At 40.2% G+C, this 21,746-nt stretch carries 19 protein-coding genes; 14 read left to right on the forward strand and 5 right to left on the reverse strand.

The genetic code is table 11. The annotated features are described in order from the left end of the window. Positions 1 to 132: 132 nt before the first annotated feature. The 6 genes from QM460_RS00145 to QM460_RS00170 all read left to right on the forward strand — a co-directional run bounded on the left by QM460_RS00145 (position 133) and on the right by QM460_RS00170 (position 6,789). A complete protein-coding gene (locus QM460_RS00145) occupies positions 133 to 2,319 on the forward strand; it encodes a PTS transporter subunit IIBC (RefSeq protein ID WP_414288714.1) in 2,187 nt (728 codons plus the stop codon). 52 nt (positions 2,320 to 2,371) lie between these two features. Continuing rightward, a complete protein-coding gene (locus QM460_RS00150; RefSeq protein ID WP_223339281.1) occupies positions 2,372 to 3,190 on the forward strand; it encodes an endonuclease/exonuclease/phosphatase family protein in 819 nt (272 codons plus the stop codon). 148 nt (positions 3,191 to 3,338) lie between these two features. Further along, entirely contained in the window at positions 3,339 to 4,064 is a 726-nt protein-coding gene (locus QM460_RS00155) for a CppA N-terminal domain-containing protein (RefSeq protein WP_414288716.1), read from the forward strand. Further along, positions 4,061 to 4,993, forward strand: a complete 933-nt coding sequence (locus QM460_RS00160; protein ID WP_414288718.1) for a serine hydrolase domain-containing protein — start codon at positions 4,061 to 4,063, stop codon at positions 4,991 to 4,993. The genes QM460_RS00155 and QM460_RS00160 overlap by 4 nt, the downstream gene beginning before the upstream one ends. A 9-nt stretch (positions 4,994 to 5,002) precedes the next feature. Then, on the forward strand, positions 5,003 to 5,914 hold the full coding sequence (locus QM460_RS00165) for a DMT family transporter (protein WP_414288719.1): 912 nt from the start codon (positions 5,003 to 5,005) through the stop codon (positions 5,912 to 5,914). Between the two features lie 116 nt (positions 5,915 to 6,030). After that, positions 6,031 to 6,789 carry a CPBP family intramembrane glutamic endopeptidase gene (locus tag QM460_RS00170; protein WP_414288720.1) on the forward strand — a complete coding sequence of 253 codons (759 nt, stop codon included), beginning with the start codon at positions 6,031 to 6,033 and terminating at the stop codon, positions 6,787 to 6,789. Positions 6,790 to 6,988: 199 nt separating this feature from the next. On the opposite strand, the gene tnpA is transcribed toward QM460_RS00170, so the two are convergent. The 3 genes from tnpA to rsmG all read right to left on the reverse strand — a co-directional run bounded on the left by tnpA (position 6,989) and on the right by rsmG (position 9,995). Next, positions 6,989 to 7,435 (reverse strand): IS200/IS605 family transposase, encoded by a 447-nt coding sequence (gene tnpA, locus QM460_RS00175; protein ID WP_414288721.1) that lies wholly within the window; start codon positions 7,433 to 7,435, stop codon positions 6,989 to 6,991. Between the two features lie 203 nt (positions 7,436 to 7,638). After that, positions 7,639 to 8,922 carry a uracil-xanthine permease family protein gene (locus tag QM460_RS00180; protein WP_375555178.1) on the reverse strand — a complete coding sequence of 428 codons (1,284 nt, stop codon included), beginning with the start codon at positions 8,920 to 8,922 and terminating at the stop codon, positions 7,639 to 7,641. Between the two features lie 359 nt (positions 8,923 to 9,281). Next, the gene (rsmG, locus tag QM460_RS00185; protein ID WP_414288723.1) at positions 9,282 to 9,995 is read right to left on the reverse strand and encodes a 16S rRNA (guanine(527)-N(7))-methyltransferase RsmG; all 714 of its coding nucleotides are present in this window, start codon (positions 9,993 to 9,995) and stop codon (positions 9,282 to 9,284) included. Positions 9,996 to 10,089: 94 nt separating this feature from the next. Here rsmG and QM460_RS00190 point away from each other — a divergent pair, with 94 nt between their 5' ends. After that, a complete protein-coding gene (locus QM460_RS00190) occupies positions 10,090 to 10,650 on the forward strand; it encodes a LemA family protein (RefSeq protein ID WP_414288725.1) in 561 nt (186 codons plus the stop codon). A gap of 1 nt (position 10,651) precedes the next feature. Continuing rightward, positions 10,652 to 11,551: a zinc metalloprotease HtpX gene (htpX, locus tag QM460_RS00195; RefSeq protein WP_301559712.1), complete on the forward strand. Its 900-nt coding sequence runs from the start codon at positions 10,652 to 10,654 to the stop codon at positions 11,549 to 11,551. 44 nt (positions 11,552 to 11,595) lie between these two features. On the opposite strand, the gene QM460_RS00200 is transcribed toward htpX, so the two are convergent. Both QM460_RS00200 and QM460_RS00205 read right to left on the reverse strand, forming a co-directional pair. Further along, on the reverse strand, positions 11,596 to 13,122 hold the full coding sequence (locus tag QM460_RS00200) for an ATP-binding cassette domain-containing protein (RefSeq protein WP_414288941.1): 1,527 nt from the start codon (positions 13,120 to 13,122) through the stop codon (positions 11,596 to 11,598). Positions 13,123 to 13,397: 275 nt separating this feature from the next. After that, positions 13,398 to 13,727 (reverse strand): helicase BlpT, encoded by a 330-nt coding sequence (locus tag QM460_RS00205; RefSeq protein WP_414288727.1) that lies wholly within the window; start codon positions 13,725 to 13,727, stop codon positions 13,398 to 13,400. Positions 13,728 to 13,895: 168 nt separating this feature from the next. Here QM460_RS00205 and QM460_RS00210 point away from each other — a divergent pair, with 168 nt between their 5' ends. From QM460_RS00210 to carB, 6 genes are all read left to right on the forward strand, one after another. Then, entirely contained in the window at positions 13,896 to 14,438 is a 543-nt protein-coding gene (locus QM460_RS00210) for a YceD family protein (protein ID WP_414288729.1), read from the forward strand. Next, positions 14,439 to 15,068, forward strand: a complete 630-nt coding sequence (gene nth, locus QM460_RS00215; protein WP_049509065.1) for an endonuclease III — start codon at positions 14,439 to 14,441, stop codon at positions 15,066 to 15,068. 209 nt (positions 15,069 to 15,277) lie between these two features. Further along, positions 15,278 to 15,799, forward strand: coding sequence for a bifunctional pyr operon transcriptional regulator/uracil phosphoribosyltransferase PyrR (gene pyrR / locus QM460_RS00220; RefSeq protein WP_414288731.1), 522 nt, complete (start codon positions 15,278 to 15,280; stop codon positions 15,797 to 15,799). Between the two features lie 20 nt (positions 15,800 to 15,819). Next, the gene (locus QM460_RS00225; RefSeq protein WP_414288733.1) at positions 15,820 to 16,743 is read left to right on the forward strand and encodes an aspartate carbamoyltransferase catalytic subunit; all 924 of its coding nucleotides are present in this window, start codon (positions 15,820 to 15,822) and stop codon (positions 16,741 to 16,743) included. A gap of 49 nt (positions 16,744 to 16,792) precedes the next feature. Then, on the forward strand, positions 16,793 to 17,872 hold the full coding sequence (locus tag QM460_RS00230; protein WP_000166838.1) for a carbamoyl phosphate synthase small subunit: 1,080 nt from the start codon (positions 16,793 to 16,795) through the stop codon (positions 17,870 to 17,872). A 312-nt stretch (positions 17,873 to 18,184) separates the two neighbouring features. Next, positions 18,185 to 21,361 (forward strand): carbamoyl-phosphate synthase large subunit, encoded by a 3,177-nt coding sequence (gene carB / locus QM460_RS00235; RefSeq protein WP_414288735.1) that lies wholly within the window; start codon positions 18,185 to 18,187, stop codon positions 21,359 to 21,361. Positions 21,362 to 21,746 lie beyond the last annotated feature (385 nt).

Below are 21,746 nucleotides of genomic sequence, written 5' to 3' on the forward strand. Positions count from 1 at the left end.
TGAAACGAAAGAAAAAGTCAAAATTTTTTTATAAAAGCCTTTACAAAAAAATAAAAAGTGGTAGAATTAAATCATAAACAAGCGCAAACGTTTTCGTAAAACGTTTGCCGAATAAATATAAAGGAGATTTGAATGATGAAAGATACATTCAAAAATGTCTTGTCTTTCGAATTTTGGCAGAAATTCGGTAAGGCTCTAATGGTGGTTATCGCTGTTATGCCAGCGGCTGGATTGATGATTTCAATCGGTAAGTCACTTGCAATGATTGACCCAAACCTTGCTCCCCTAGTTATTACTGGTGGCGTACTAGAGCAAATTGGTTGGGGAGTTATCGGTAACCTTCATATTTTGTTTGCCCTCGCTATTGGAGGAAGTTGGGCTAAAGAACGTGCTGGTGGTGCTTTTGCGGCAGGTCTTGCATTTATCCTTATTAACCGTATCACTGGTACAATCTTCGGTGTATCAGGGGATATGTTGAAAGATCCTAACGCTATGGTTTCAACAATCTTTGGTGGATCTATCAAGGTTGCTGATTACTTCATTAGTGTACTTGAGTCACCAGCCCTTAACATGGGGGTATTTGTAGGGATTATCTCCGGTTTTGTTGGAGCGACTGCATTTAACAAATACTATAATTTCCGTAAACTTCCTGATGCCCTTTCATTCTTTAACGGGAAACGTTTTGTACCATTTGTAGTTATTCTTCGCTCAGCAATCGCTGCAATTCTTCTTTCAGCTTTCTGGCCAGTTGTTCAAACAGGTATCAACAACTTCGGTATCTGGATTGCTAATTCACAAGAAACAGCACCAGTTCTTGCACCATTCTTGTATGGTACTTTGGAACGCTTGCTCTTGCCATTTGGTCTTCACCATATGTTGACTATCCCAATGAACTATACAGCTCTTGGTGGTACTTACGATATTTTAACTGGTGCAGCAAAAGGCACTCAAGTATTTGGACAAGATCCACTTTGGCTTGCATGGGTAACAGACCTTGTAAACCTTAAAGGTACTGATGCTAGTCAATACCAAACATTGCTAGATACAGTTCATCCAGCTCGTTTCAAAGTTGGACAAATGATTGGTTCATTCGGTATTTTGATGGGTGTGGCTGCTGCTATTTACCGTAATGTTGAAGCAGACAAGAAACACCAATACAAAGGTATGATGATTGCGACAGCTCTTGCAACTTTCTTGACTGGTGTTACTGAGCCAATTGAATATATGTTCATGTTCGTTGCAACACCTCTTTACCTTGTCTACGCTGTTGTTCAAGGTGCTGCCTTTGCTATGGCTGATATTGTTCACCTTCGTGTGCACTCATTCGGTTCAATTGAATTCTTGACTCGTACTCCACTAGCTATCAATGCTGGTCTTGGTATGGATATCATTAACTTTATCTGGGTAACAGCACTATTTGCAGTTATCATGTACTTTATCGCCAACTTCATGATTCAAAAATTCAACTATGCTACTCCAGGACGTAACGGAAACTACGAAACTGCTGAAGGTTCATCAGAATCTGCTGCTTCTGGTGAGTCAAAAGTTGCAGAAGCTTCTCAAGCTGTTAACATCATTAACCTTCTTGGTGGACGTGCTAACATCGTTGATGTGGATGCATGTATGACTCGCCTTCGTGTTACTGTAAAAGATGCTGGAAAAGTTGGAACAGAGGAACAATGGAAAGCTGAAGGAGCTATGGGACTTGTCATGAAAGGACAAGGTGTCCAAGCTATCTACGGACCTAAAGCTGACGTTTTGAAATCAGATATCCAAGACCTTCTTGACTCAGGTGAAGTGATTCCTGAAACTCTTCCAAGTCAAATGGCAGCAGCTCAACAAGATGCTGTTGTATACAAAGGTGTGACTGAAGAAGTATACTCAGTTGCTGACGGTCAAGTGATTGAATTGGATCAAGTTAAGGATCCTGTATTCGCACAAAAAATGATGGGTGATGGATTTGCAGTAGAACCATCAAACGGAAACATTGTATCTCCAGTATCAGGTACTGTATCAAGTATCTTCCCAACTAAACACGCTCTTGGTCTTGTGACTGAAGCAGGCCTTGAAGTACTTGTTCACATTGGTTTGGACACAGTAAGTCTTGAAGGAAAACCATTTACAGTTCGTGTTACTGAAGGACAACAGGTTGCTGCTGGTGATCTTCTTGTCACAGCTGACTTGGGTGCTATCCGTGAAGCTGGTCGTGAAACTACAACTGTAGTTGTCTTCACAAATGGTGATGCGATCAAATCAGTTAAATTAGAACAAACAGGTTCTCTTGCTGCTAAAACAGCAGTTGCAAAAGTAGAATTGTAATATTTAGGAGGTTGGAAGCTGTTTCCAACCTCTTGTTTAATAGGAGAAAAGCATGAAGTTTTTAACACTCAATACCCATAGTTGGATGGAAAAAGATCCTGAACAAAAGTTTCAACTTTTACTTCAAGATATACTTGAAAACAGTTATGATTTGATTTGTTTTCAAGAAATTAACCAGGAAATTACTTCAGCGCAAGTAGAAGCTGGTGTACTTTATCAGCCATTACCATCTGCTGAGCCGATTCATCAAGACCACTATGTGCGACTTTTGGTAGAGAAGTTGGCTGAGCAAGGTCAAAACTATTATTGGACTTGGGCCTATAACCATATCGGTTATGATCGTTACCATGAAGGTGTTGCAATCCTATCTAAAACACCAATTGAGGCGCGTGAAATTTTGGTTTCAGATGTAGATGATCCGACAGATTACCACACTCGTCGAGTTGCTCTAGCAGAGACAGTAGTTGAAGGTAAAGAACTTGCAGTTGCGAGTGTCCATCTCTCTTGGTGGGATAAAGGCTTCCAAGAGGAATGGGCGCGCTTTGAAGCAGTTCTGAAAGAATTGAACAAGCCACTCTTGCTAGCAGGTGATTTTAATAATCCTGCAGGTCAAGAGGGCTACCAAGCTATTTTAGCTAGTCCACTAAACTTACAAGATGCATTTGAAGTTGCAAAAGAAAGAAGTGGTAGTTACACTGTTCCGCCTGAAATTGATGGTTGGAAGGGAAATAGCGAACCTCTTCGAATCGATTATATCTTTACAACAAAGGATGTGCAGGTAGAAAAACTTCACGTGGTCTTTGATGGTAAAAACAGTCCACAAGTTAGTGATCATTACGGTCTGCAAGCAACACTATCTTGGAAAGACTAAATAAGCTATTTTAGTAAAAACAATCAAGCCCCCTTCTACAAACAGAAGGGGGAATTTAATTTAAAGAGTTAATATAGTTAAAGTTTTTTATTGAATAACTTGTAAAAAAAGATAAAATCCTTTAAAATAAAAAGTGTTGGAGGAATTTATGATTGTAAATCAAATAAAGCGTATGATCCCGACGCTAAAGGTAAATAATAGAAATTTAAATGAGTTGTTTTATATTGAGACTTTGGGGATGAAACCCTTGCTTGAAGAGTCAGCATTCTTATCACTAGGAGACCAATCAGGTATTGAAAAGTTAGTTTTAGAAGAGTCACCAAGTATGAGGAGCCGTAAGGTTGAAGGGATTAAAAAATTAGCTAGATTACTTGTAAAGGTAGAGAAGCCATCTGAGATTGAAGCACTACTAGCTAGAATGGAAGCAATCCCTCAACTCTATAAAGGAGCTAAGGGATATGCTTTTGAGGTTCTTTCTCCAGAAGGGGATTGTATTCTTATTCATGCTGAAGATGATATCAAGGATTTGAAAAAAGTTGAGGAAGAAGTCACTTTTTCAAAAACTGAGAAACTGAGATATTTGACAGCTTTTGAAATCTCGGTGGAAATCAACTTACCAGATGAGACATCAAGCCTACTTGAAAAAGAAGAAATTGAAAACCGACTAGCTTTTAATCAAGCTCAAGGGAGCGATTTACTGGTTGAAAATAATGTAACTTGGGACTTGTCCATGTTGAAATTTCAAGTAGAGAATTTAGATTTGCCTGTATTGCGTCAGCGATTTGAAGAAGCTGGTTACTTTATTCCAAAATCTGAGAAGTTTTTCCTAAGTAAGGACACCAACAACATCGAATTGTGGTTTGAAGCAGTATGAAACAAAAAATCATTCAAAAAATAAAGCAACAAATTGAGGCAGGGATTTATCCTGGTGCCTCTTTTGCATATTATCAGGATGGCGTTTGGTCTGACTGGTATCTAGGAGAAGCAAATCCAGAAACTGGTGAGCAGACTCGTGAGGGCTTGGTCTATGATTTGGCAAGTGTGAGCAAGGTCGTTGGAGTAGGAACGGTCTTAACCTTTTTGTGGAAGGAAGGCAAGATTGAGTTAGATAACTCCATAAGAGACTATCTTCCAGAAGTGGATTACCCAGACATCACCATTCGACAACTCCTAACGCATGCAACGGATTTGGATCCTTTTATTCCTAATAGAGATCAGTTTTCAGCAGATCAGTTAAGAGAAGCTATGTTTCATCTGAATCGCCGAGAGAAGAGAGCCTTTCTATACTCAGATGTGCACTTTCTCTTACTAGGTTTTCTTTTAGAATCTTATTTTGAAAAGGACTTGGATCAGATTTTACAAGAGCAAGTGTTGAATCCATGGAAGATGAAGGAAACTCAGTTTGGTCCAGTTAACTGTGCTGTTCCAACGGTCCGTGGACAGAAAGCAGGAGTGGTCCATGATCCCAAGGCTCGTTTGCTTGGAAAGCATGCAGGTAGTGCAGGCTTGTTTTCGACAGTTCATGATTTAAAAGTCTTTCTAGAGCATTATTTGCAGGATGATTTTGCTGCAGACTTAAGTCAGAATTTTTCGGATCTGAATGATAAAGAACGCTCATTGGCCTGGAATCTTGAAGGTGATTGGCTGGACCATACAGGCTATACTGGGACCTTTATCATGTGGAATCGTAAGAAGCAAGAGGCGGCAATTTTTCTATCTAACCGAACTTATGAAAAAGATGAGCGTGCTCAGTGGATATTGGATCGTAATCAGGTCATGGACTTGATTCGAGAGGCAGACTAGGGAGGAAGTATGTCAAAAGCTTTAAAAGGAACTCTTTATACAGTCATTGCAGGTATTGCTTGGGGCTTGTCGGGAACCAGTGGTCAGTACTTGATGGTTCACGGGATTTCAGCTCTCGTTCTGACCAATATCCGCTTGATAATCGCTGGATTACTCCTGATTCTTCTTGCCTATACTAAATCAAGGGATAAATTTATGGCCTTTCTGAAGGATAAATCAAGTCTGTTTTCTCTCTTGTTATTTTCTTTATTTGGTCTTTTTCTAAATCAATTAGCTTATCTTTCAGCTATTCAGGAGACAAATGCTGGGACAGCGACAGTTCTCCAGTATGTCTGTCCAGTTGGAATCCTTGCTTACACTTGTATCAAGGATAAGGTGGCTCCGACGCTTTCAGAAATCATCTCTATGTTTTTAGCTATAGGTGGGATCTTTCTCATTGCAACCCATGGGCAATTGGATCAACTCTCGATGACTCCAGCTGGTCTATTTTGGGGTTTGTTCTCGGCCTTAACCTATGCTCTTTATATCATTTTACCCATAAAATTGATTCAAAAATGGGGGAGCATTTTGGTTATTGGTGTTGGAATGACAATCTCAGGTTTTCTAGCAGTACCTTTTACAGGGCTTATCGGGGCTAGTATTCCCTTATCTTTTGATATCTTTCTAGCTTTTGCAGGTATCATTCTGATTGGAACGGTCTTTGCCTATACAGCCTTCCTCAAGGGAGCAAGTATGATAGGACCAGTCAAGTCTAGCCTTTTGGCTTCGATTGAGCCTATCTCGGCAGTATTTTTTGCCTTCATGATTATGGGGGATATTTTCTATCCGATAGATTTTATTGGAATGGCTATGATTTTACTAGCCGTGACTATCATATCATTGAAGGATCTAATGTTGGAAAAGAAACATCATTCCGTTTAATGTATTAAAGCAGTCTTTGATAAGGCTGTTTTTTAATCTTCCAGCAAGGTGGTTCATATAACTTTAAGAATGAATGTTTATAATCAATCCATACATTTAAAGATAAAGGAGGAAATATGAATTTGCTACAAAGTATTCATCCATCAAAACCTTTAAGATACTTAAAATGGTTCGATATCCTCATCATCACTGTTTTAATGTTTGGAGAGTTTATCATTCGTTCTACTCAACAATTTATGGAGAGTTTATCGCCCTCAACTCTTACTAGTGTCACAGAAACTACGACAAATGTAGCAAGTGATGGGGCAGCCTATTCTAGTAATTTCAATTTTCAATTGATGATGTTAGGGATTACCTTCCTTTATCTTGTGATTCGAAATTATGATTTTAAACAGCTTCCTTTACGCTGGCGCTGGTCTGTTTTAATTTGGATTCCCCTTATCTTTGCTGTAGTTGGGATATTCGGTGATATCATTACAACCCTTAGTGGTGAGTATAATTATTTTAATCCTCAGTTGATCCCTTTTATAGATCCTATGGAAATCATTCGAAAATTCATGGCTTTAACGCCGATGGCGATTTGCTATGCTTTACTAAATGGTTTTTATGAAGAATTTTTCTTCCTAGGCTTACTGACTTCAGTAAAAGAAAAGCACAAGTGGTTAGCTCTAGTCTACTCGGTAATTATACGGATTTCTTTCCATACCTATCAAGGATTACTTTGGGCCTTGGTTATTGGGCTTGTTTATGGTCTCTTTTATTATTTCTTGTACAAATATGTAGTCAAGAATTTACTGCCATTTTTTCTCATGCATGCTCTTGCTGATATGTTTGGTTCCAGTCTCTTGTATCTTTTGATTGCTTGGGGAAATTAAGAAATCAAACTTTTTGACAACAGTCCAATGAGTCACTGTATCAAAGTCTTCTTGTGAATCATAACCACCCGTCTAACGGGTGGTTTGCACCAGGGCTATAAGCCCAAATTACCAGCCAGCGCCTAAAGACGCTGGCTTTCACGTTGTTCAAGCCTCATTGCTCTTGACTCGTCACTTGCCTCTTAAAGAGGCGTGAGTATTACTTGCCACTATCCCTAAAGGAATCCTCATATTCTTTTACACTTAATTTATCTAGTGCTATATCATGCTTTTCCTGATCTGTGGCTTCATTAAGCCCTACTGTACTCACATAATAACCTTCTGCCCAGAAATGCCGATTCCCAAACTTGTACTTGAGGTTGGCGTGTTTATCAAACATCATGAGTACACTTTTGCCTTTTAAATACCCCATGAAACTTGAAATACTTATCCTAGGTGGAATACTTACCAACATATGTACATGATCAGGCATTAAATGACCTTCGATAATCTCAACACCTTTATAACTACATAATCGGTGGAATATTTCTCCCAAACTACTTCGATATTGATTATAGATCACTTTTCGTCTATACTTAGGGGTGAACACAATGTGATATTTACACATCCACTTTGTGTGTGATAAACTATGAGACTTTTGTGCCATGGTTTTCTCCTTTCGCTTTACAATTGGCTTGAACACCTTTATTGTATCGCGCTTGGAGTTTTTTTGGTATAACCTTCGACGCGCACCCGCATAGCGGGTGGTTTATTTGTCTCGCACCTCACGGAGCGAGACGGACTAATAGTCACATAATAAAAATAGAGGTCGGGATTTTTGGTCCCGACCTCTTGTTGATTCTATATGGATTAGTCTTTGTTTTCGTATGGCAAGATCAAGTTTAGGATGATACCTGTCATAGCTGATAGGGCAGTACCTGAAAGGGTAACTGGTCCAAGTTTAAGGATAGCACCACCAAGTCCAAGCACCAACATAGCACTTGCGATGATAAGGTTGCGCATTTGGCTAAAGTCAACACGTTCTTTGATCAAGACTTTCAAACCGTTACTTGCGATAACCCCGTAAAGAAGGATAGACATACCACCAAGTACAGAGTTTGGAATTGTTGAAATCAATGCAGTGAATTTACCAAGGAAGCTAAGGGCAATTGCGATAAAGGCAGCGTTACGGATAACTGAGACAGAAGCGATACGAGTCATTCCGATAACCCCTGTATTTTCACCGTAGGTTGTATTGGCTGGTCCACCGAGGAAGGCAGAAACAGATGTTGCAATACCATCACCAAGAAGGGTACGGTGAAGACCTGGTTCTTTCAAGAATTGGCGTCCACAGATTTGACCTAGAACGGTGTGGTCTCCGATATGTTCAGAAATGGTTACGATTGCGATTGGTAGGATGGCAATTGTTTCAGGACCGAAGTAAAGGTCGTATTGTTTGAAGGCACCACCTGTATTGAATGGTAGGTAGAAACCAGGGATTTCAAACCAGTTAGCTTCAAGAACAGGAGTGAAGTCAACCAATCCAAGTGCTAGGGCAAAGAGGTAACCACCGATAATGGCAAATAGGAATGGGATAATTCGTAGGAAGCCTTTTCCTTTTGTATTGATAAAGGCAGCAATCAAGAAAGTAACAACGGCTACAAGAGCGTTTTTCCAGTTTCCATCAGCTACAAGGCCAGCATTGGTTACAGCTGAACTAGCTAGTCCAAGACCGATAACAATGATCATAGGACCGATAATGATTGGTGGTAAGAGTTTGTCGATCCATTTTGTACCTGCAAAGCGCACACTTGCAGCAACAAGGACATAAACAAGACCAGTCAGGATAACCCCTGTCTGAGCAGCAGATACATCACCACCCATTTCTTTCATGGCAAGTGACATAGCTGTGATAAAGGCAAAAGAAGAACCCAGATAAACTGGAACTTTAAAGCCAGTAGAGATCATGTAAATGAGTGTTCCTACACCTGATGCAAAAAGGGCAACCGATACAGGCATTCCCAAGATCAAAGGTACCAAGATGGTTGCACCAAACATGGCGAATACGTGCTGGAAGCTAAGAAGAATTCCCTTTCCAGCTGAAGGACGTTGGTCAACGTCTAAAAGCAAATCAACAGTTGATTCCTGTTTCATATTAACCTCACTTTTGGGCATCAAAAAAGAGCCCATTATTTTATAGCAATAGGCTCCCAGAGTAAGACCTCTCTAAAACAAGACTCCTTCATCAAGTTTTAAAAAGTTTTATATAGATCTGCGCCTTCGTCACCTCACGGGATGACATTAAAAACCTTTGCTTAGGATAGTATAGCAGAAAAAAATGATTTTGTAAATCATTTTTTCCCGAGCCTTGAAATGAGAGAGCGAGGTATGATTTTGTAAATCATTTTTTCCCGAGCCTTGAAATGAGAGAGCGAGGTATGATTTTGTAAATCATTTTTTCCCGAGCTAAGAAATAAGAAAGTGAGGTGTGAGTTTGCAGATTTTTAATCTTTCTAAAGCGGACGTTTGTTAGGCATACCAGCCTTTCTTGGGTATTTATTTGGCGTTTCTTTTTTCTTCTCGACAATAGTAATGTATCGAGGGTCTCCGTTAGGAAGTGTGTAACTGAGATTATCTTCAACCTTACTAAAGAGAAGGTTAAGGGCATTTTTTGCCTCGGTCAATTCCTCTGGGGCATTGCTGGCCTTCAGTGCTAGCAATTTTCCACCGACTTTTAAGTAGGGAATAGTCAACTCGGACAAGACCTGCATACGGGCAACAGCACGAGCCGTAACGATATCAAACTGAGCACGGAAGTTCTTATCTTGGGCGAAGTCTTCTGCACGTCCGTGATAGAAGTGGACATTTTTTAACCCTAGTTCTTGGGCTAATAGATTCAGAAAGTTAATTCGTTTATTAAGGGAATCAATAATGGTCACATCTACCTGAGGATAGAGAATCTTCATAGGGAGGCTAGGAAAACCTGCTCCAGCACCAATGTCTAAGAGTTTAATGGGCTGGTTTTCAATCAATCCCTGTAAAATAGGAGCGATGGAATCATAGAAGTGTTTGAGATAGACTTCTTCTTTTTCTGTAATAGCAGTTAGGTTGATTTTTTCATTCCATTCGACCAAGAGTTCAAAATAACGCTCAAATTGAACTTTTTGCTGGTCAGAAAGATTGATATTTTGTTCAGCTAGTAGTTGATAAAATGTTTCTGGTTTCATAGTAGTTTCCTTCTTTAGTATCATCTTATTTTACCACAAAAAGATGGAAATTTGATATACTGGTACTAATCTAAAAGCAGAAAGGAATTATATGATGACTTGGATTATTCTTGGAGTTCTTGCTCTTATTGTTACTTTCGTAATTGTTAGTTATAACGGTTTGGTTAAAAATCGCATGCAAACTAAGGAGGCATGGAGTCAGATTGATGTTCAGTTGAAACGTCGTAACGATCTCTTGCCAAACTTGATTGAGACCGTGAAAGGATATGCAAAGTATGAAGGTTCAACGCTTGAAAAAGTTGCAGAACTTCGTAATCAAGTAGCCGCAGCAACTTCACCAGCAGAAGCTATGAAGGCTAGTGATGCTCTTACACGTCAGGTTTCAGGAATCTTTGCGGTTGCAGAAAATTATCCAGACCTAAAAGCAAGTGGCAACTTTGCACAGTTGCAAGAGGAGTTGACCAATACTGAAAATAAAATTTCTTACTCTCGCCAACTCTACAATAGTGTTGTTAGCAACTATAATGTCAAATTGGAAACTTTCCCAAGTAACCTAGTTGCAGGACTTTTTGGTTTTAAAGTGGCTGATTTCCTTCAGACTCCTGAAGAAGAAAAGGCAGTACCAAAGGTTGATTTTAGTGGTTTAGGTGACTAGGATGTTGTATGATCAAATCGCGAGTAATAAGCGAAGAACTTGGATTTTACTACTAGTATTCTTTTTACTTTTGGCTCTTGTTGGCTATGCAGTTGGTTACCTCTTTATGCGGTCTGGTCTTGGTGGTTTAGTTATCGCTCTGATTATCGGCTTTATCTATGCCTTGTCTATGATTTTTCAATCGACAGAGATTGTCATGTCCATGAATGGTGCGCGTGAGGTGAATGAGCAGACAGCACCAACTCTTTATCATGTTGTTGAAGATATGGCTATGGTGGCGCAAATCCCTATGCCACGTGTCTTCATCATCGATGATGCCAGCTTAAATGCCTTTGCTACGGGTTCAAATCCCCAAAATGCAGCGGTAGCAGCAACTTCAGGACTCCTTGCGATTATGAATCGTGAAGAGTTAGAGGCGGTTATAGGCCATGAAGTCAGTCACATTCGTAACTATGATATTCGTATTTCTACGATTGCGGTTGCCCTTGCCAGTGCCATTACACTTTTATCAAGTATGGCTGGACGCATGATGTGGTGGGGAGGTGCAGGCCGTGGTCGTAGAAGTGATGATCGAGATAGTGGTGGACTTGAAATTATTATGCTAGTTGTTTCTCTCCTAGCAATTGTTTTGGCGCCCCTAGCAGCAACCTTGGTACAACTAGCCATCTCTCGTCAACGAGAATTTTTAGCAGATGCTTCAAGTGTAGAGTTGACTCGTAATCCTCAAGGGATGATCAATGCCCTTCGTAAGCTGGACAATAGTCAGCCTATGAGTCGTCATGTGGATGATGCTAGCAGTGCACTTTACATCAACGATCCTCAAAAACGAGGTGGCTTGCAAAAACTCTTCTATACCCATCCGCCAATCTCAGAACGGATTGAGCGTCTGAAACATATGTAAAAACATCCAGAGATTTTCCTCTGGATGTTTGCTATTTTCTACAGTTATAAATCTTGTAAATCAACTATTTCCAAACCATTCTCTGTCAAACGATAGATACTCCTGCAGACTTCTTTTAAGAAACGTCGATCATGTGAAACAGTGATGAGGCCCCCAGGGTAATTGGCAAAGAGTTTTCTGATTTCGGGTTGAGAAGTTGGAGAAAAGTTTCGTGTGGGTTCATCCAGAAGGAGAAAGTTTGGTTTTCGCAGAACTAAATTCAAAAGAAGGAGTTTGCCTTGTTGACCTCCAGATAAGGAGCGGATTTGGTGGTGCATTTCTGGAAAGCTGAAATTAAGGCTGGCTAAGTGAGATTGAATTTTCTGTAATTCCTTTTTGTGTCCAGTTTGGCTGAGAAATTCTACTGGGGATAGATCCAATTGCAATGTTTCTTGGTAATTTTGTGGCATAAATCCAAGTGAAATCTCACTTTTGCTACTTAGTAGTTGTTGCAACTTGGCTAACAGAGTCGATTTGCCAATTCCATTGGGACCGATGATGCCGATTTTATCTTGCCCCCAAACAGTTAGTTGGAGTTTTTGAGACAAAATTCGTTGGCCGATGCATAAAGTATCATTTTCCAGTCGAAGTAAGACTTTAGAAGCTGCTAATGGCTCTATATCTGAAAAGAAAAGTTGGATTTCTTCCTCTTCAAGTGGCTTTTGGGTCATGGATTGAGCTGCTTTTTCGTAGCGTTTTTCTTGAGAAAGAACATTTTTCATTTTCTTAGCCAGTAAGCGACCAGCAGTACTATCTTTGGTAGCTCGAAGTGCAGTTTCGATATTTTGCTTGACTCTGCGGTGTTTTTCCATTGTTTTGTTATAGGCCCTTTGGTTGTTGGCAGCTTGCTGGCTTTGTCTGACAAAACTAGCCTTTCTCTGGTCACTATAGCTATCGTAGTCTAAATGATCTACTAGCGTTTCCGCTTCTTTCCGGTGCTTGACCAGTCGTAAGTGGATAATGGTGTCTGCCGTTTGAGAGAGGAAGTCTTCATCATGAGAAATGAAAATAACGGTTTGCCTCATCTTCTGAATCTTACTTTTTAGCCAATTAACTGTCTCAAGGTCCAGGTCATTTGAAGGTTCATCTAAAAAGAGGATCTCAAAAGGCTCAGCTAATTCATGGATGAGCTGAATTTTCAAAGCTTCACCACCCGATAGGCTACCAATCTCTTGGTCACTAGCAAAACGACTGCTATCAAAGTGCAATTCCTCAGCTAAACGGTAGAGAATGCTGAAGTCCAAATCAGCAGACTCTAAAAAGAAGTAGTCCTGTAGAGATTTTTTCTTCAATTCTTCAGGGAGATGTTGGGGAATGTAGGCCAAGGACTGAAGGTCAGACTGGATTTCTCCACTGATTGAGAAGTCAGCTAATCTTTCGCCCATTAAAGTTTTAAGTAAGGTTGATTTTCCATTTCCTTCTTCGCCGATAATAGCGACCTTGTCTCCGTCTTGGATAGTAATATTTAAATCGGAAATAAGGTCTCGTAGGTCTTTGTTTTGAGTGATGGTTAGCTGGTTGATTTTTATCATCATGTTTCCCTTTCTAAATTTGGATAATACATAATAAAAGCTCTACTTTACCTAGTAGAGCCAATTGTCTATGTCAAAAAATCCTCTTTTAAAAGGGCTGCAAAAAGCAGCAGAAAAAAGAGCACACAAAAAGAGACAGAAACAAGATCTACTAAATAAAGGTTCTTTATTTGATAGACTTAGTTGTTCATGTCTCCCTTACCTCCGAAAATTATTATGTTTATTTTATACCTTTTAGAACACTTTGTCAAAAGAAATGAGAAATTCAAATCTTTCTAGAAACCAAAAACAGGTCCATAGAGAGTCAGTACGTGTTTGACTTGATCGTAGTGGAACTTGTCATAGTTTCGCCAAGCTGTGCGAGCTTCTTCATTGAGTTTAAGGGTGCCAAGTCCAATCAAGAGACTGGTATGTTGGTAAAATGTCTCAAGATCAATTAAGATAGAGTTATCTAGTTTCTCTGTCTTTTTAAGTTGTTTGAGTAGCTCGTCAATATTTTGTTGCAAGCGTATATCATCAGGAAATCCTTGTTTGCAAGTTTGGTAAGCTTTATTTAACTCGGAAATGAGTTGATGTGCTTTTAAGATTAGTTCTTTGTCTTCCATATGAGCGTCCTCCTTTGCTCATGTATTGATGCCTATAGTATAGCACAAAAAATAAAATTGTCATAATAAATATATCAAAAAATAGTGAAAAATATTTAAAATGTTTAGATACCTTGTTTGAACTTTTTTCATGGTATAATCAAGATAGAAAATCTTTATGGAGGAAGTATGAAATTAAATATTCAAGAAATTCGTAAGTTGCCTGAAGGTTTGCACTTTGAGCAAACTTTAGACTTAGCAGCTGACTTGCGTGCCCGTAATCAAGAAATTATAGATGTAAAAGATATTGTTGCTGTAGGGAAAGTTCAGTACGAAGACCTTATGTTTTTCCTAGATTATCAGTTGTCTTATACAATCGTCTTAGCCTCTAGCCGTAGCATGAAACCTGTAGAATTGAATGAATCATATCCAGTGACGGAAGTCTTTATGGAAGGTGCTACCAATCAACTGGACCAAGAAGTTCTAGATGATGACTTGGTTTTACCGATTGAAAATGGGGAAATCGACCTGGCTGAAAGTGTCTCAGATAATATCTTGCTCAATATTCCTATCAAAGTCCTAACAGCTGAAGAAGAAGCAGGTCAGGGCTTTGTTTCTGGAAATGACTGGCAAATCATGACAGAGGAAGAATATCAAGCTCAACAGGCAGTCAAGAAAGAAGAAAATAGTCCTTTTGCAGGTTTGCAAGGACTGTTTGACGGAGACGAATAGATGGTTTTATCCAAAAAACGTGCCCGTCATGTCATTGAGGAAATCATTGCTCTTTTTCCAGATGCAAAACCAAGTCTAGATTTTCGCAATCATTTTGAACTTCTGGTTGCTGTTATGCTGTCTGCTCAGACGACAGATGCGGCAGTCAACAAGGCTACTCCTGGCCTTTTTGCAGCTTTTCCAACCCCACAAACCATGGCAGATGCAAGTGAGAGTGAGATTGCCTCGTATATTTCTCGCCTAGGCCTTTATCGCAATAAGGCTAAATTCCTCAAAAAATGTGCCCAACAACTACTGGATGATTTTGACGGTCAAGTCCCTCAGACTAGAGAAGAATTAGAGAGTTTGGCAGGAGTTGGTCGTAAAACAGCCAATGTAGTTTTGAGCGTAGGATTCGGTATTCCAGCCTTTGCAGTAGATACTCACGTAGAGCGAATCTGTAAACACCACGATATTGTAAAAAAATCAGCTACGCCACTTGAGGTCGAAAAACGTGTCATGGATGTTTTGCCACCAGAAGAATGGCTAGCAGCTCATCAGGCTATGATTTACTTTGGTCGTGCTATCTGTCATCCGAAAAATCCAGAATGCGATCACTATCCACAGTTATACGATTTTAGTTCGTTATAAAATTGATTTCTTGTGTTTTTTCTTGCATCGATTACTACTTTGTGTTATAGTAGTACCAATCAAATATTCCTTTAATCCTGTCCCGTGAGGCAGGCAAGGAGCTGGATTAAGTAGAAAGGTGGAGTCTATACTGTTTTTGGTAGGGCTAGCTTAACTATATATTCTGAAGTCTCCTTGTTTAAGGAGACTTTTCTTTTTGGAGGTTTGTCATGAAGACAAAAGAAGTAGTTGACGAATTGACCGTCAAGCGAGCGATTACTCGAATTACCTACGAGATTATCGAGCGAAACAAAGATTTGAACAAGATTGTATTGGCAGGGATTAAAACACGAGGTGTCTTTATTGCCCGCCGCATTCAAGAACGATTGGAACAGTTGGAGTCAATCTCAGTCCCAATCGTTGAGTTAGATACCAAACCTTTCCGCGACGATGTCAAAAGCGGTGAAGATACTTCTATTATCTCTGTCGATGTGACAGATCGTGAAGTTATTTTGGTGGATGATGTTCTTTACACAGGTCGTACGATTCGTGCTGCTATTGATAACATTGTTGGACATGGTCGTCCAGCGCGCGTGAGTCTAGCAGTACTAGTTGACCGTGGACATAGAGAATTGCCAATTCGTCCAGACTATGTAGGGAAAAATATCCCAACCAGTCGTTCAGAAGAAATCATCGTAGAGATGACTGAACTAGATGGACAAGATCGTGTTCTTATTACCGAAGAAGCCTAGATAGCTAAAAGGAGTTAGCCATGTCAGAAAATCAACAAGCCATTCAACATGTAGTCTCAATGGAAGACCTTACTGTAGAACAAGTCATGAAATTGATTAAACGAGGAATTGAGTTTAAAAATGGAGCAAAAGCGTCTTACGAGGACCAACACATTGTCTCTAATCTCTTCTTTGAGAGTTCGACTCGTACCCACAAATCTTTTGAAGTAGCAGAGATTAAACTGGGCCTTCAGCTACTGGACTTCGATGTGAAAACAAGTTCAGTCAACAAGGGTGAAACACTCTACGATACAATTTTGACCTTGTCAGCCTTGGGAGTAGATGCCTGTGTCATCCGACACCCAGAGGTGGATTACTACAGAGAGTTGATCGACAGTCCAACGATTACGACTTCGATTATCAATGGTGGGGATGGTTCGGGCCAACACCCAAGCCAAAGCTTGCTTGATTTGATGACCATTTATGAAGAATTTGGACACTTCGAAGGACTCAAGGTAGCCATTGCTGGTGACCTTGACCATTCGCGTGTGGCTAAATCCAATATGCAAATCTTAAAACGCTTAGGAGCAGAACTCTACTTTGCTGGCCCTGAGGAATGGAGAAGTCAAGAGTTTGCAGACTATGGACAGTTTGTAAGCATTGATGAAATCATTGACCAAGTTGATGTGATGATGTTTCTCCGTGTTCAACATGAGCGTCATGAAAGTGGAACAGTCTTTTCAAAAGAGGGCTATCATGCCCAGCATGGTTTGACTCAAGAACGTTATAATCGCTTGAAAGATAAAGCTATTCTCATGCATCCTGCTCCTGTAAATCGCGATGTTGAAATTGCTGATCACTTGGTCGAAGCACCAAAATCACGTATTGTTCAACAAATGACCAATGGTGTCTTTGTCAGAATGGCAATTTTAGAATCTGTATTGACTTACAGAAACGCAAAATAAGACACAAAACGTTAAAAGATGCCTGAGAGCATCCACGAGAGGTGAATTTATGACTAAACGACTTCTAGTTTTAGAAGATGGAACAATTTTTGAAGGAAAAGCCTTTGGGGCTGACATCGATGTAACTGGTGAAATTGTCTTTAATACCGGGATGACTGGTTATCAAGAATCCATTACGGATCAGTCTTACAATGGGCAAATCCTAACCTTTACCTATCCCTTGGTTGGAAATTATGGGATTAACCGTGATGACTACGAGTCTATCAGTCCAACCTGTAAAGGTGTAGTAGTATTTGAAGAAGCTCGTAGAGCCAGCAACTGGCGAAACCAGATGACACTGGATGAATTTTTGAAGTCTAAGAAAATCCCTGGTATTTCAGGTATTGATACACGTGCTTTGACAAAAATCATTCGTAAACATGGAACTATGAGAGCGACTCTGACACATGTTGGAGATAGTATCGATCACATCACAGACCAGCTTCAAGCAACTGTTCTACCAATTGATAATATCAAACAGGTTTCTACAAAAACTGCTTACCCAGCTCCAGGAGTAGGTTTAAGTGTGGTACTTGTAGACTTTGGTCTCAAGCATTCAATCTTAAGAGAGTTGTCTAAGAGAGATTGTAATGTAACGGTCGTTCCTTATACTACAACAGCAGAGGAAATCCTTCACTTAAATCCAGACGGAGTTATGTTGTCAAATGGTCCGGGAAATCCAGAAGATGTACCAGAAGCACTCGATATGATTCGTGGTATTCTCGGGAAAATTCCAATCTTTGGTATTTGTATGGGGCACCAGCTCTTTGCGATGGCAAATGGTGCCAAGACCTATAAGATGAAATTTGGTCACCGTGGATTTAACCATGCTGTACGCGAAATTGCAACAGGGCGCGTGGATTTCACTAGTCAAAACCATGGATATGCAGTGAGTCGTGAAGATTTTCCAGACCATTTGATGATTACTCATGAAGAAATCAATGACAAGTCAGTTGAAGGTGTACGTCACAGATACCAACCAGGTTTCTCTGTGCAATTCCACCCAGATGCTGCACCAGGTCCGCACGATGCAAGTTATCTATTTGACGAGTTCATCGAGATGATGGAAGCCTTCAAACAAGCAAACTAAAGACGAGTGTGAAATCGTCGGAGAATTTATGTAACTGAACACGGACGGAAAGCTCGGAATTTAGAGAACCCAACTCGGATTGTCAATCTTTCCTTGGTTTCCTAAAATTCAATCGCTTTCTATTCGTCCTTTGTATCATATTTAATGTCGCCCTGTGAGGCGACGAATAGAAAGGAGAAGGGTGAGCCGTATTTGCTGAACTGAATACGGGCTACGGACGGTGCTAAAAAGATAGTTATTCCTAGAACTGACAGTTCTTCGTCATAACTCCTATTTTAGCTTTGTCCGCTTGACGCCCTTAATATCTTATAAATGCCTAAACGTACTGATATTCAAAAAATTATGGTGATTGGTTCTGGTCCGATTATTATTGGTCAGGCTGCTGAGTTTGACTATGCTGGGACTCAGGCTTGCTTGTCTTTGAAAGAGGAAGGTTATGAGGTTGTCTTGGTGAACTCAAACCCTGCAACCATCATGACGGATAAGGAAATTGCAGACAAGGTTTACATTGAGCCAATTACACTTGAGTTTGTAACTCGTATTCTCCGTAAAGAACGTCCAGATGCCTTGCTACCAACTCTTGGAGGTCAAACAGGGCTTAACATGGCAATGGAATTGTCTAAAAACGGTATTCTTGATGAATTGGGAGTAGAACTTCTCGGCACTAAATTGTCTGCCATCGACCAAGCGGAGGACCGCGATCTTTTTAAACAATTGATGGAAGAGCTGAACCAACCAATTCCAGAATCTGAAATTGTTAACACAGTGGAAGAAGCCGTAGCCTTCGCAGCAACAATTGGTTACCCAGTGATCGTCCGTCCAGCCTTCACACTTGGTGGTACAGGTGGTGGTATGTGTGCCAACGAGGAAGAATTGCGTGAAATTGCTGAAAATGGTTTGAAGTTGTCACCTGTAACCCAATGTTTGATTGAGCGTTCTATTGCAGGTTTCAAGGAAATCGAGTACGAAGTGATGCGTGACTCAGCTGACAATGCTCTTGTTGTATGTAACATGGAAAACTTTGACCCAGTCGGGATTCATACAGGGGATTCCATCGTATTTGCCCCAGCGCAAACTATGTCAGATTATGAAAACCAAATGCTTCGTGATGCAAGTTTGAGCATTATCCGCGCTCTCAAGATTGAAGGTGGATGTAACGTTCAGCTAGCCCTTGATCCACACAGCTTCAAGTATTATGTCATCGAAGTAAACCCTCGTGTGTCTCGTTCTTCAGCCCTTGCTTCTAAGGCGACAGGTTATCCAATCGCTAAATTGGCCGCTAAGATTGCAGTCGGTTTGACCTTGGATGAGGTCATTAACCCAGTTACAGGTTCAACTTATGCCATGTTTGAACCAGCCCTTGACTATGTGGTCGCCAAAATTCCACGCTTCCCATTTGACAAGTTTGAAAAGGGTGAGCGCCGTCTTGGTACTCAGATGAAGGCGACTGGAGAAGTTATGGCCATCGGTCGTAACATCGAAGAGTCACTTCTTAAAGCTTGTCGTTCACTTGAAATTGGTGTCCAACATAATGAAATGCCTGAACTTGCAGATGTTTCAGATGATGCCTTGATTGAAAAGGTTGTGAAAGCACAAGATGACCGTCTCTTCTACGTATCAGAAGCCATTCGTCGTGGTTATACACCAGAGGAAATTGCTGAGCTTACAAAAATTGATATCTTTTATCTGGATAAACTCTTGCATATCTTTGAAATTGAGCAAGAATTAGGCTCACATCCACAAGATCTTGAAGTTTTGAAAACTGCAAAATTGAATGGTTTTTCAGACCGTAAGATTGCTGAACTCTGGAACACTACAGCTGACCAAGTTCGCCAACTTCGTTTAGAAAACAAGATTGTTCCAGTTTACAAGATGGTTGATACTTGTGCGGCAGAGTTTGAATCAGAAACTCCATATTTCTATTCAACTTATGGTTGGGAAAACGAATCCATCAAGTCTGAAAAGGAATCTGTACTGGTCCTCGGTTCTGGTCCAATCCGTATTGGTCAAGGGGTTGAGTTTGACTACGCAACAGTTCACTCTGTTAAGGCGATTCAAGCTGCTGGCTACGAAGCCATCATCATGAACTCAAACCCAGAGACCGTTTCAACCGACTTCTCTGTATCGGATAAACTTTACTTTGAGCCATTGACATTTGAAGATGTCATGAATGTTATCGACTTGGAGCAACCAAAAGGTGTTATCGTTCAATTTGGTGGACAAACAGCTATCAACCTTGCTGAACCATTGGCAAAAGCTGGTGTAACTATCCTTGGTACGCAGGTTGCTGACCTAGACCGTGCCGAAGACCGTGACCTCTTTGAGCAAGCCCTCAAAGACTTGGATATTCCACAACCTCCTGGACAGACTGCAACAAACGAAGAAGAAGCAGTGCTTGCAGCTCGTAAGATTGGTTTCCCAGTCCTCGTTCGTCCTTCTTATGTCTTGGGTGGACGTGCCATGGAAATTGTAGAAAACGAAGAAGATCTCCGTTCTTACATGCGTACTGCGGTTAAGGCAAGTCCAGATCATCCAGTTCTTGTAGATTCTTATATCGTCGGTCAAGAGTGTGAAGTAGATGCTATCTCAGATGGACAAAATGTCCTCATCCCAGGTATCATGGAGCATATCGAACGCGCAGGCGTCCACTCAGGTGACTCCATGGCTGTTTATCCTCCACAAACCTTGTCTCAAAAGGTTCAAGAAACAATCGCAGACTACACAAAACGCCTAGCAATCGGCCTTAACTGTCTTGGTATGATGAACATTCAGTTTGTCATCAAGGATGAGAAAGTTTACGTTATTGAGGTCAATCCACGTGCCAGTCGTACCGTACCGTTCCTATCAAAAGTAACCAATATCCCTATGGCACAGGTAGCGACCAAGCTCATTCTTGGTCAAAGTCTTGAAGAACTTGGTTACCAAGATGGACTTTACCCAGAAAGTACTCGAGTTCATATTAAAGCACCAGTCTTCTCCTTTACCAAGCTAGCGAAAGTAGATAGCTTGCTCGGTCCTGAAATGAAGTCAACAGGGGAAGTTATGGGTTCTGATACGACTCTTGAAAAAGCCCTCTACAAGGCCTTTGAAGCTTCTTATCTTCACCTGCCAATCTTTGGGAATGTTGTCTTTACTATCGCTGATGATGCCAAGGAAGAAGCTTTGGATTTGGCTCGTCGTTTCCAAAATATTGGTTATGGTATCCTTGCGACTCAAGGAACAGCAGCTTTCTTTGAAAGTCATGGCTTGAAGGCTCAACTCGTTGGTAAGATTGGTGATGATGAACATGATATCCCAAGCTATGTTCGTAAAGGGAAAATCCAAGCTATCATCAACACAGTTGGTACCAAGCGAACTGCTGATGAAGATGGTGAACAAATCCGCCGTTCAGCTATCGAACATGGTGTACCACTCTTTACAGCCCTAGATACAGCGGATGCTATGCTTAAGGTACTTGAAAGCCGTAGCTTCGTTACAGAAGCAATTTAGTTTCTTGTTAAATGATCTAAGTAGCTTTTATCCAGCGTCAAAAGACGCTGGTTTTTCCTCTTTTATAGAGAAATCGAGTTAGAAATAATAGTTACAGTTCACTATTAAATGTCAAAGTTTATCAATAGATTTATCATTATCGTTAATGAGTAGACTTATTCTGACTTTCCCTAAAATTTTGTTGAATTTTCTTAAGTTTTTATCATATTTTTTATAATTAAGGTGCCTTAAGAAAAATAATGAAAAAACTAAATGTTTTTCATATAGTTTTCATTTTTTTGTGTTATAATTAAGGTGCCTTAAGAAAAATATTAAGGTGCCTTAAGAAAAATAATGAAAAAACTAAATGTTTTTCATATAGTTTTCATTGTTTTAATAGTTTAAA

This window comes from Streptococcus infantis, assembly GCF_047464415.1.
In the GTDB taxonomy this organism is placed as follows: Bacteria; Bacillota; Bacilli; order Lactobacillales; family Streptococcaceae; genus Streptococcus; species Streptococcus infantis_AE.

Coding starts and splice junctions, on each gene's coding strand:
- QM460_RS00145 (WP_414288714.1), top strand. CDS start 133: ATGATGAAAGATACATTCAAAAATGTCTTGTCTTTCGAATTTTGGCAG.
- QM460_RS00150 (WP_223339281.1), top strand. CDS start 2,372: ATGAAGTTTTTAACACTCAATACCCATAGTTGGATGGAAAAAGATCCT.
- QM460_RS00155 (WP_414288716.1), top strand. CDS start 3,339: ATGATTGTAAATCAAATAAAGCGTATGATCCCGACGCTAAAGGTAAAT.
- QM460_RS00160 (WP_414288718.1), top strand. CDS start 4,061: ATGAAACAAAAAATCATTCAAAAAATAAAGCAACAAATTGAGGCAGGG.
- QM460_RS00165 (WP_414288719.1), top strand. CDS start 5,003: ATGTCAAAAGCTTTAAAAGGAACTCTTTATACAGTCATTGCAGGTATT.
- QM460_RS00170 (WP_414288720.1), top strand. CDS start 6,031: ATGAATTTGCTACAAAGTATTCATCCATCAAAACCTTTAAGATACTTA.
- tnpA (WP_414288721.1), bottom strand. CDS start 7,435: ATGGCACAAAAGTCTCATAGTTTATCACACACAAAGTGGATGTGTAAA.
- QM460_RS00180 (WP_375555178.1), bottom strand. CDS start 8,922: ATGAAACAGGAATCAACTGTTGATTTGCTTTTAGACGTTGACCAACGT.
- rsmG (WP_414288723.1), bottom strand. CDS start 9,995: ATGAAACCAGAAACATTTTATCAACTACTAGCTGAACAAAATATCAAT.
- QM460_RS00190 (WP_414288725.1), top strand. CDS start 10,090: ATGACTTGGATTATTCTTGGAGTTCTTGCTCTTATTGTTACTTTCGTA.
- htpX (WP_301559712.1), top strand. CDS start 10,652: ATGTTGTATGATCAAATCGCGAGTAATAAGCGAAGAACTTGGATTTTA.
- QM460_RS00200 (WP_414288941.1), bottom strand. CDS start 13,122: ATGATAAAAATCAACCAGCTAACCATCACTCAAAACAAAGACCTACGA.
- QM460_RS00205 (WP_414288727.1), bottom strand. CDS start 13,727: ATGGAAGACAAAGAACTAATCTTAAAAGCACATCAACTCATTTCCGAG.
- QM460_RS00210 (WP_414288729.1), top strand. CDS start 13,896: ATGAAATTAAATATTCAAGAAATTCGTAAGTTGCCTGAAGGTTTGCAC.
- nth (WP_049509065.1), top strand. CDS start 14,439: ATGGTTTTATCCAAAAAACGTGCCCGTCATGTCATTGAGGAAATCATT.
- pyrR (WP_414288731.1), top strand. CDS start 15,278: ATGAAGACAAAAGAAGTAGTTGACGAATTGACCGTCAAGCGAGCGATT.
- QM460_RS00225 (WP_414288733.1), top strand. CDS start 15,820: ATGTCAGAAAATCAACAAGCCATTCAACATGTAGTCTCAATGGAAGAC.
- QM460_RS00230 (WP_000166838.1), top strand. CDS start 16,793: ATGACTAAACGACTTCTAGTTTTAGAAGATGGAACAATTTTTGAAGGA.
- carB (WP_414288735.1), top strand. CDS start 18,185: ATGCCTAAACGTACTGATATTCAAAAAATTATGGTGATTGGTTCTGGT.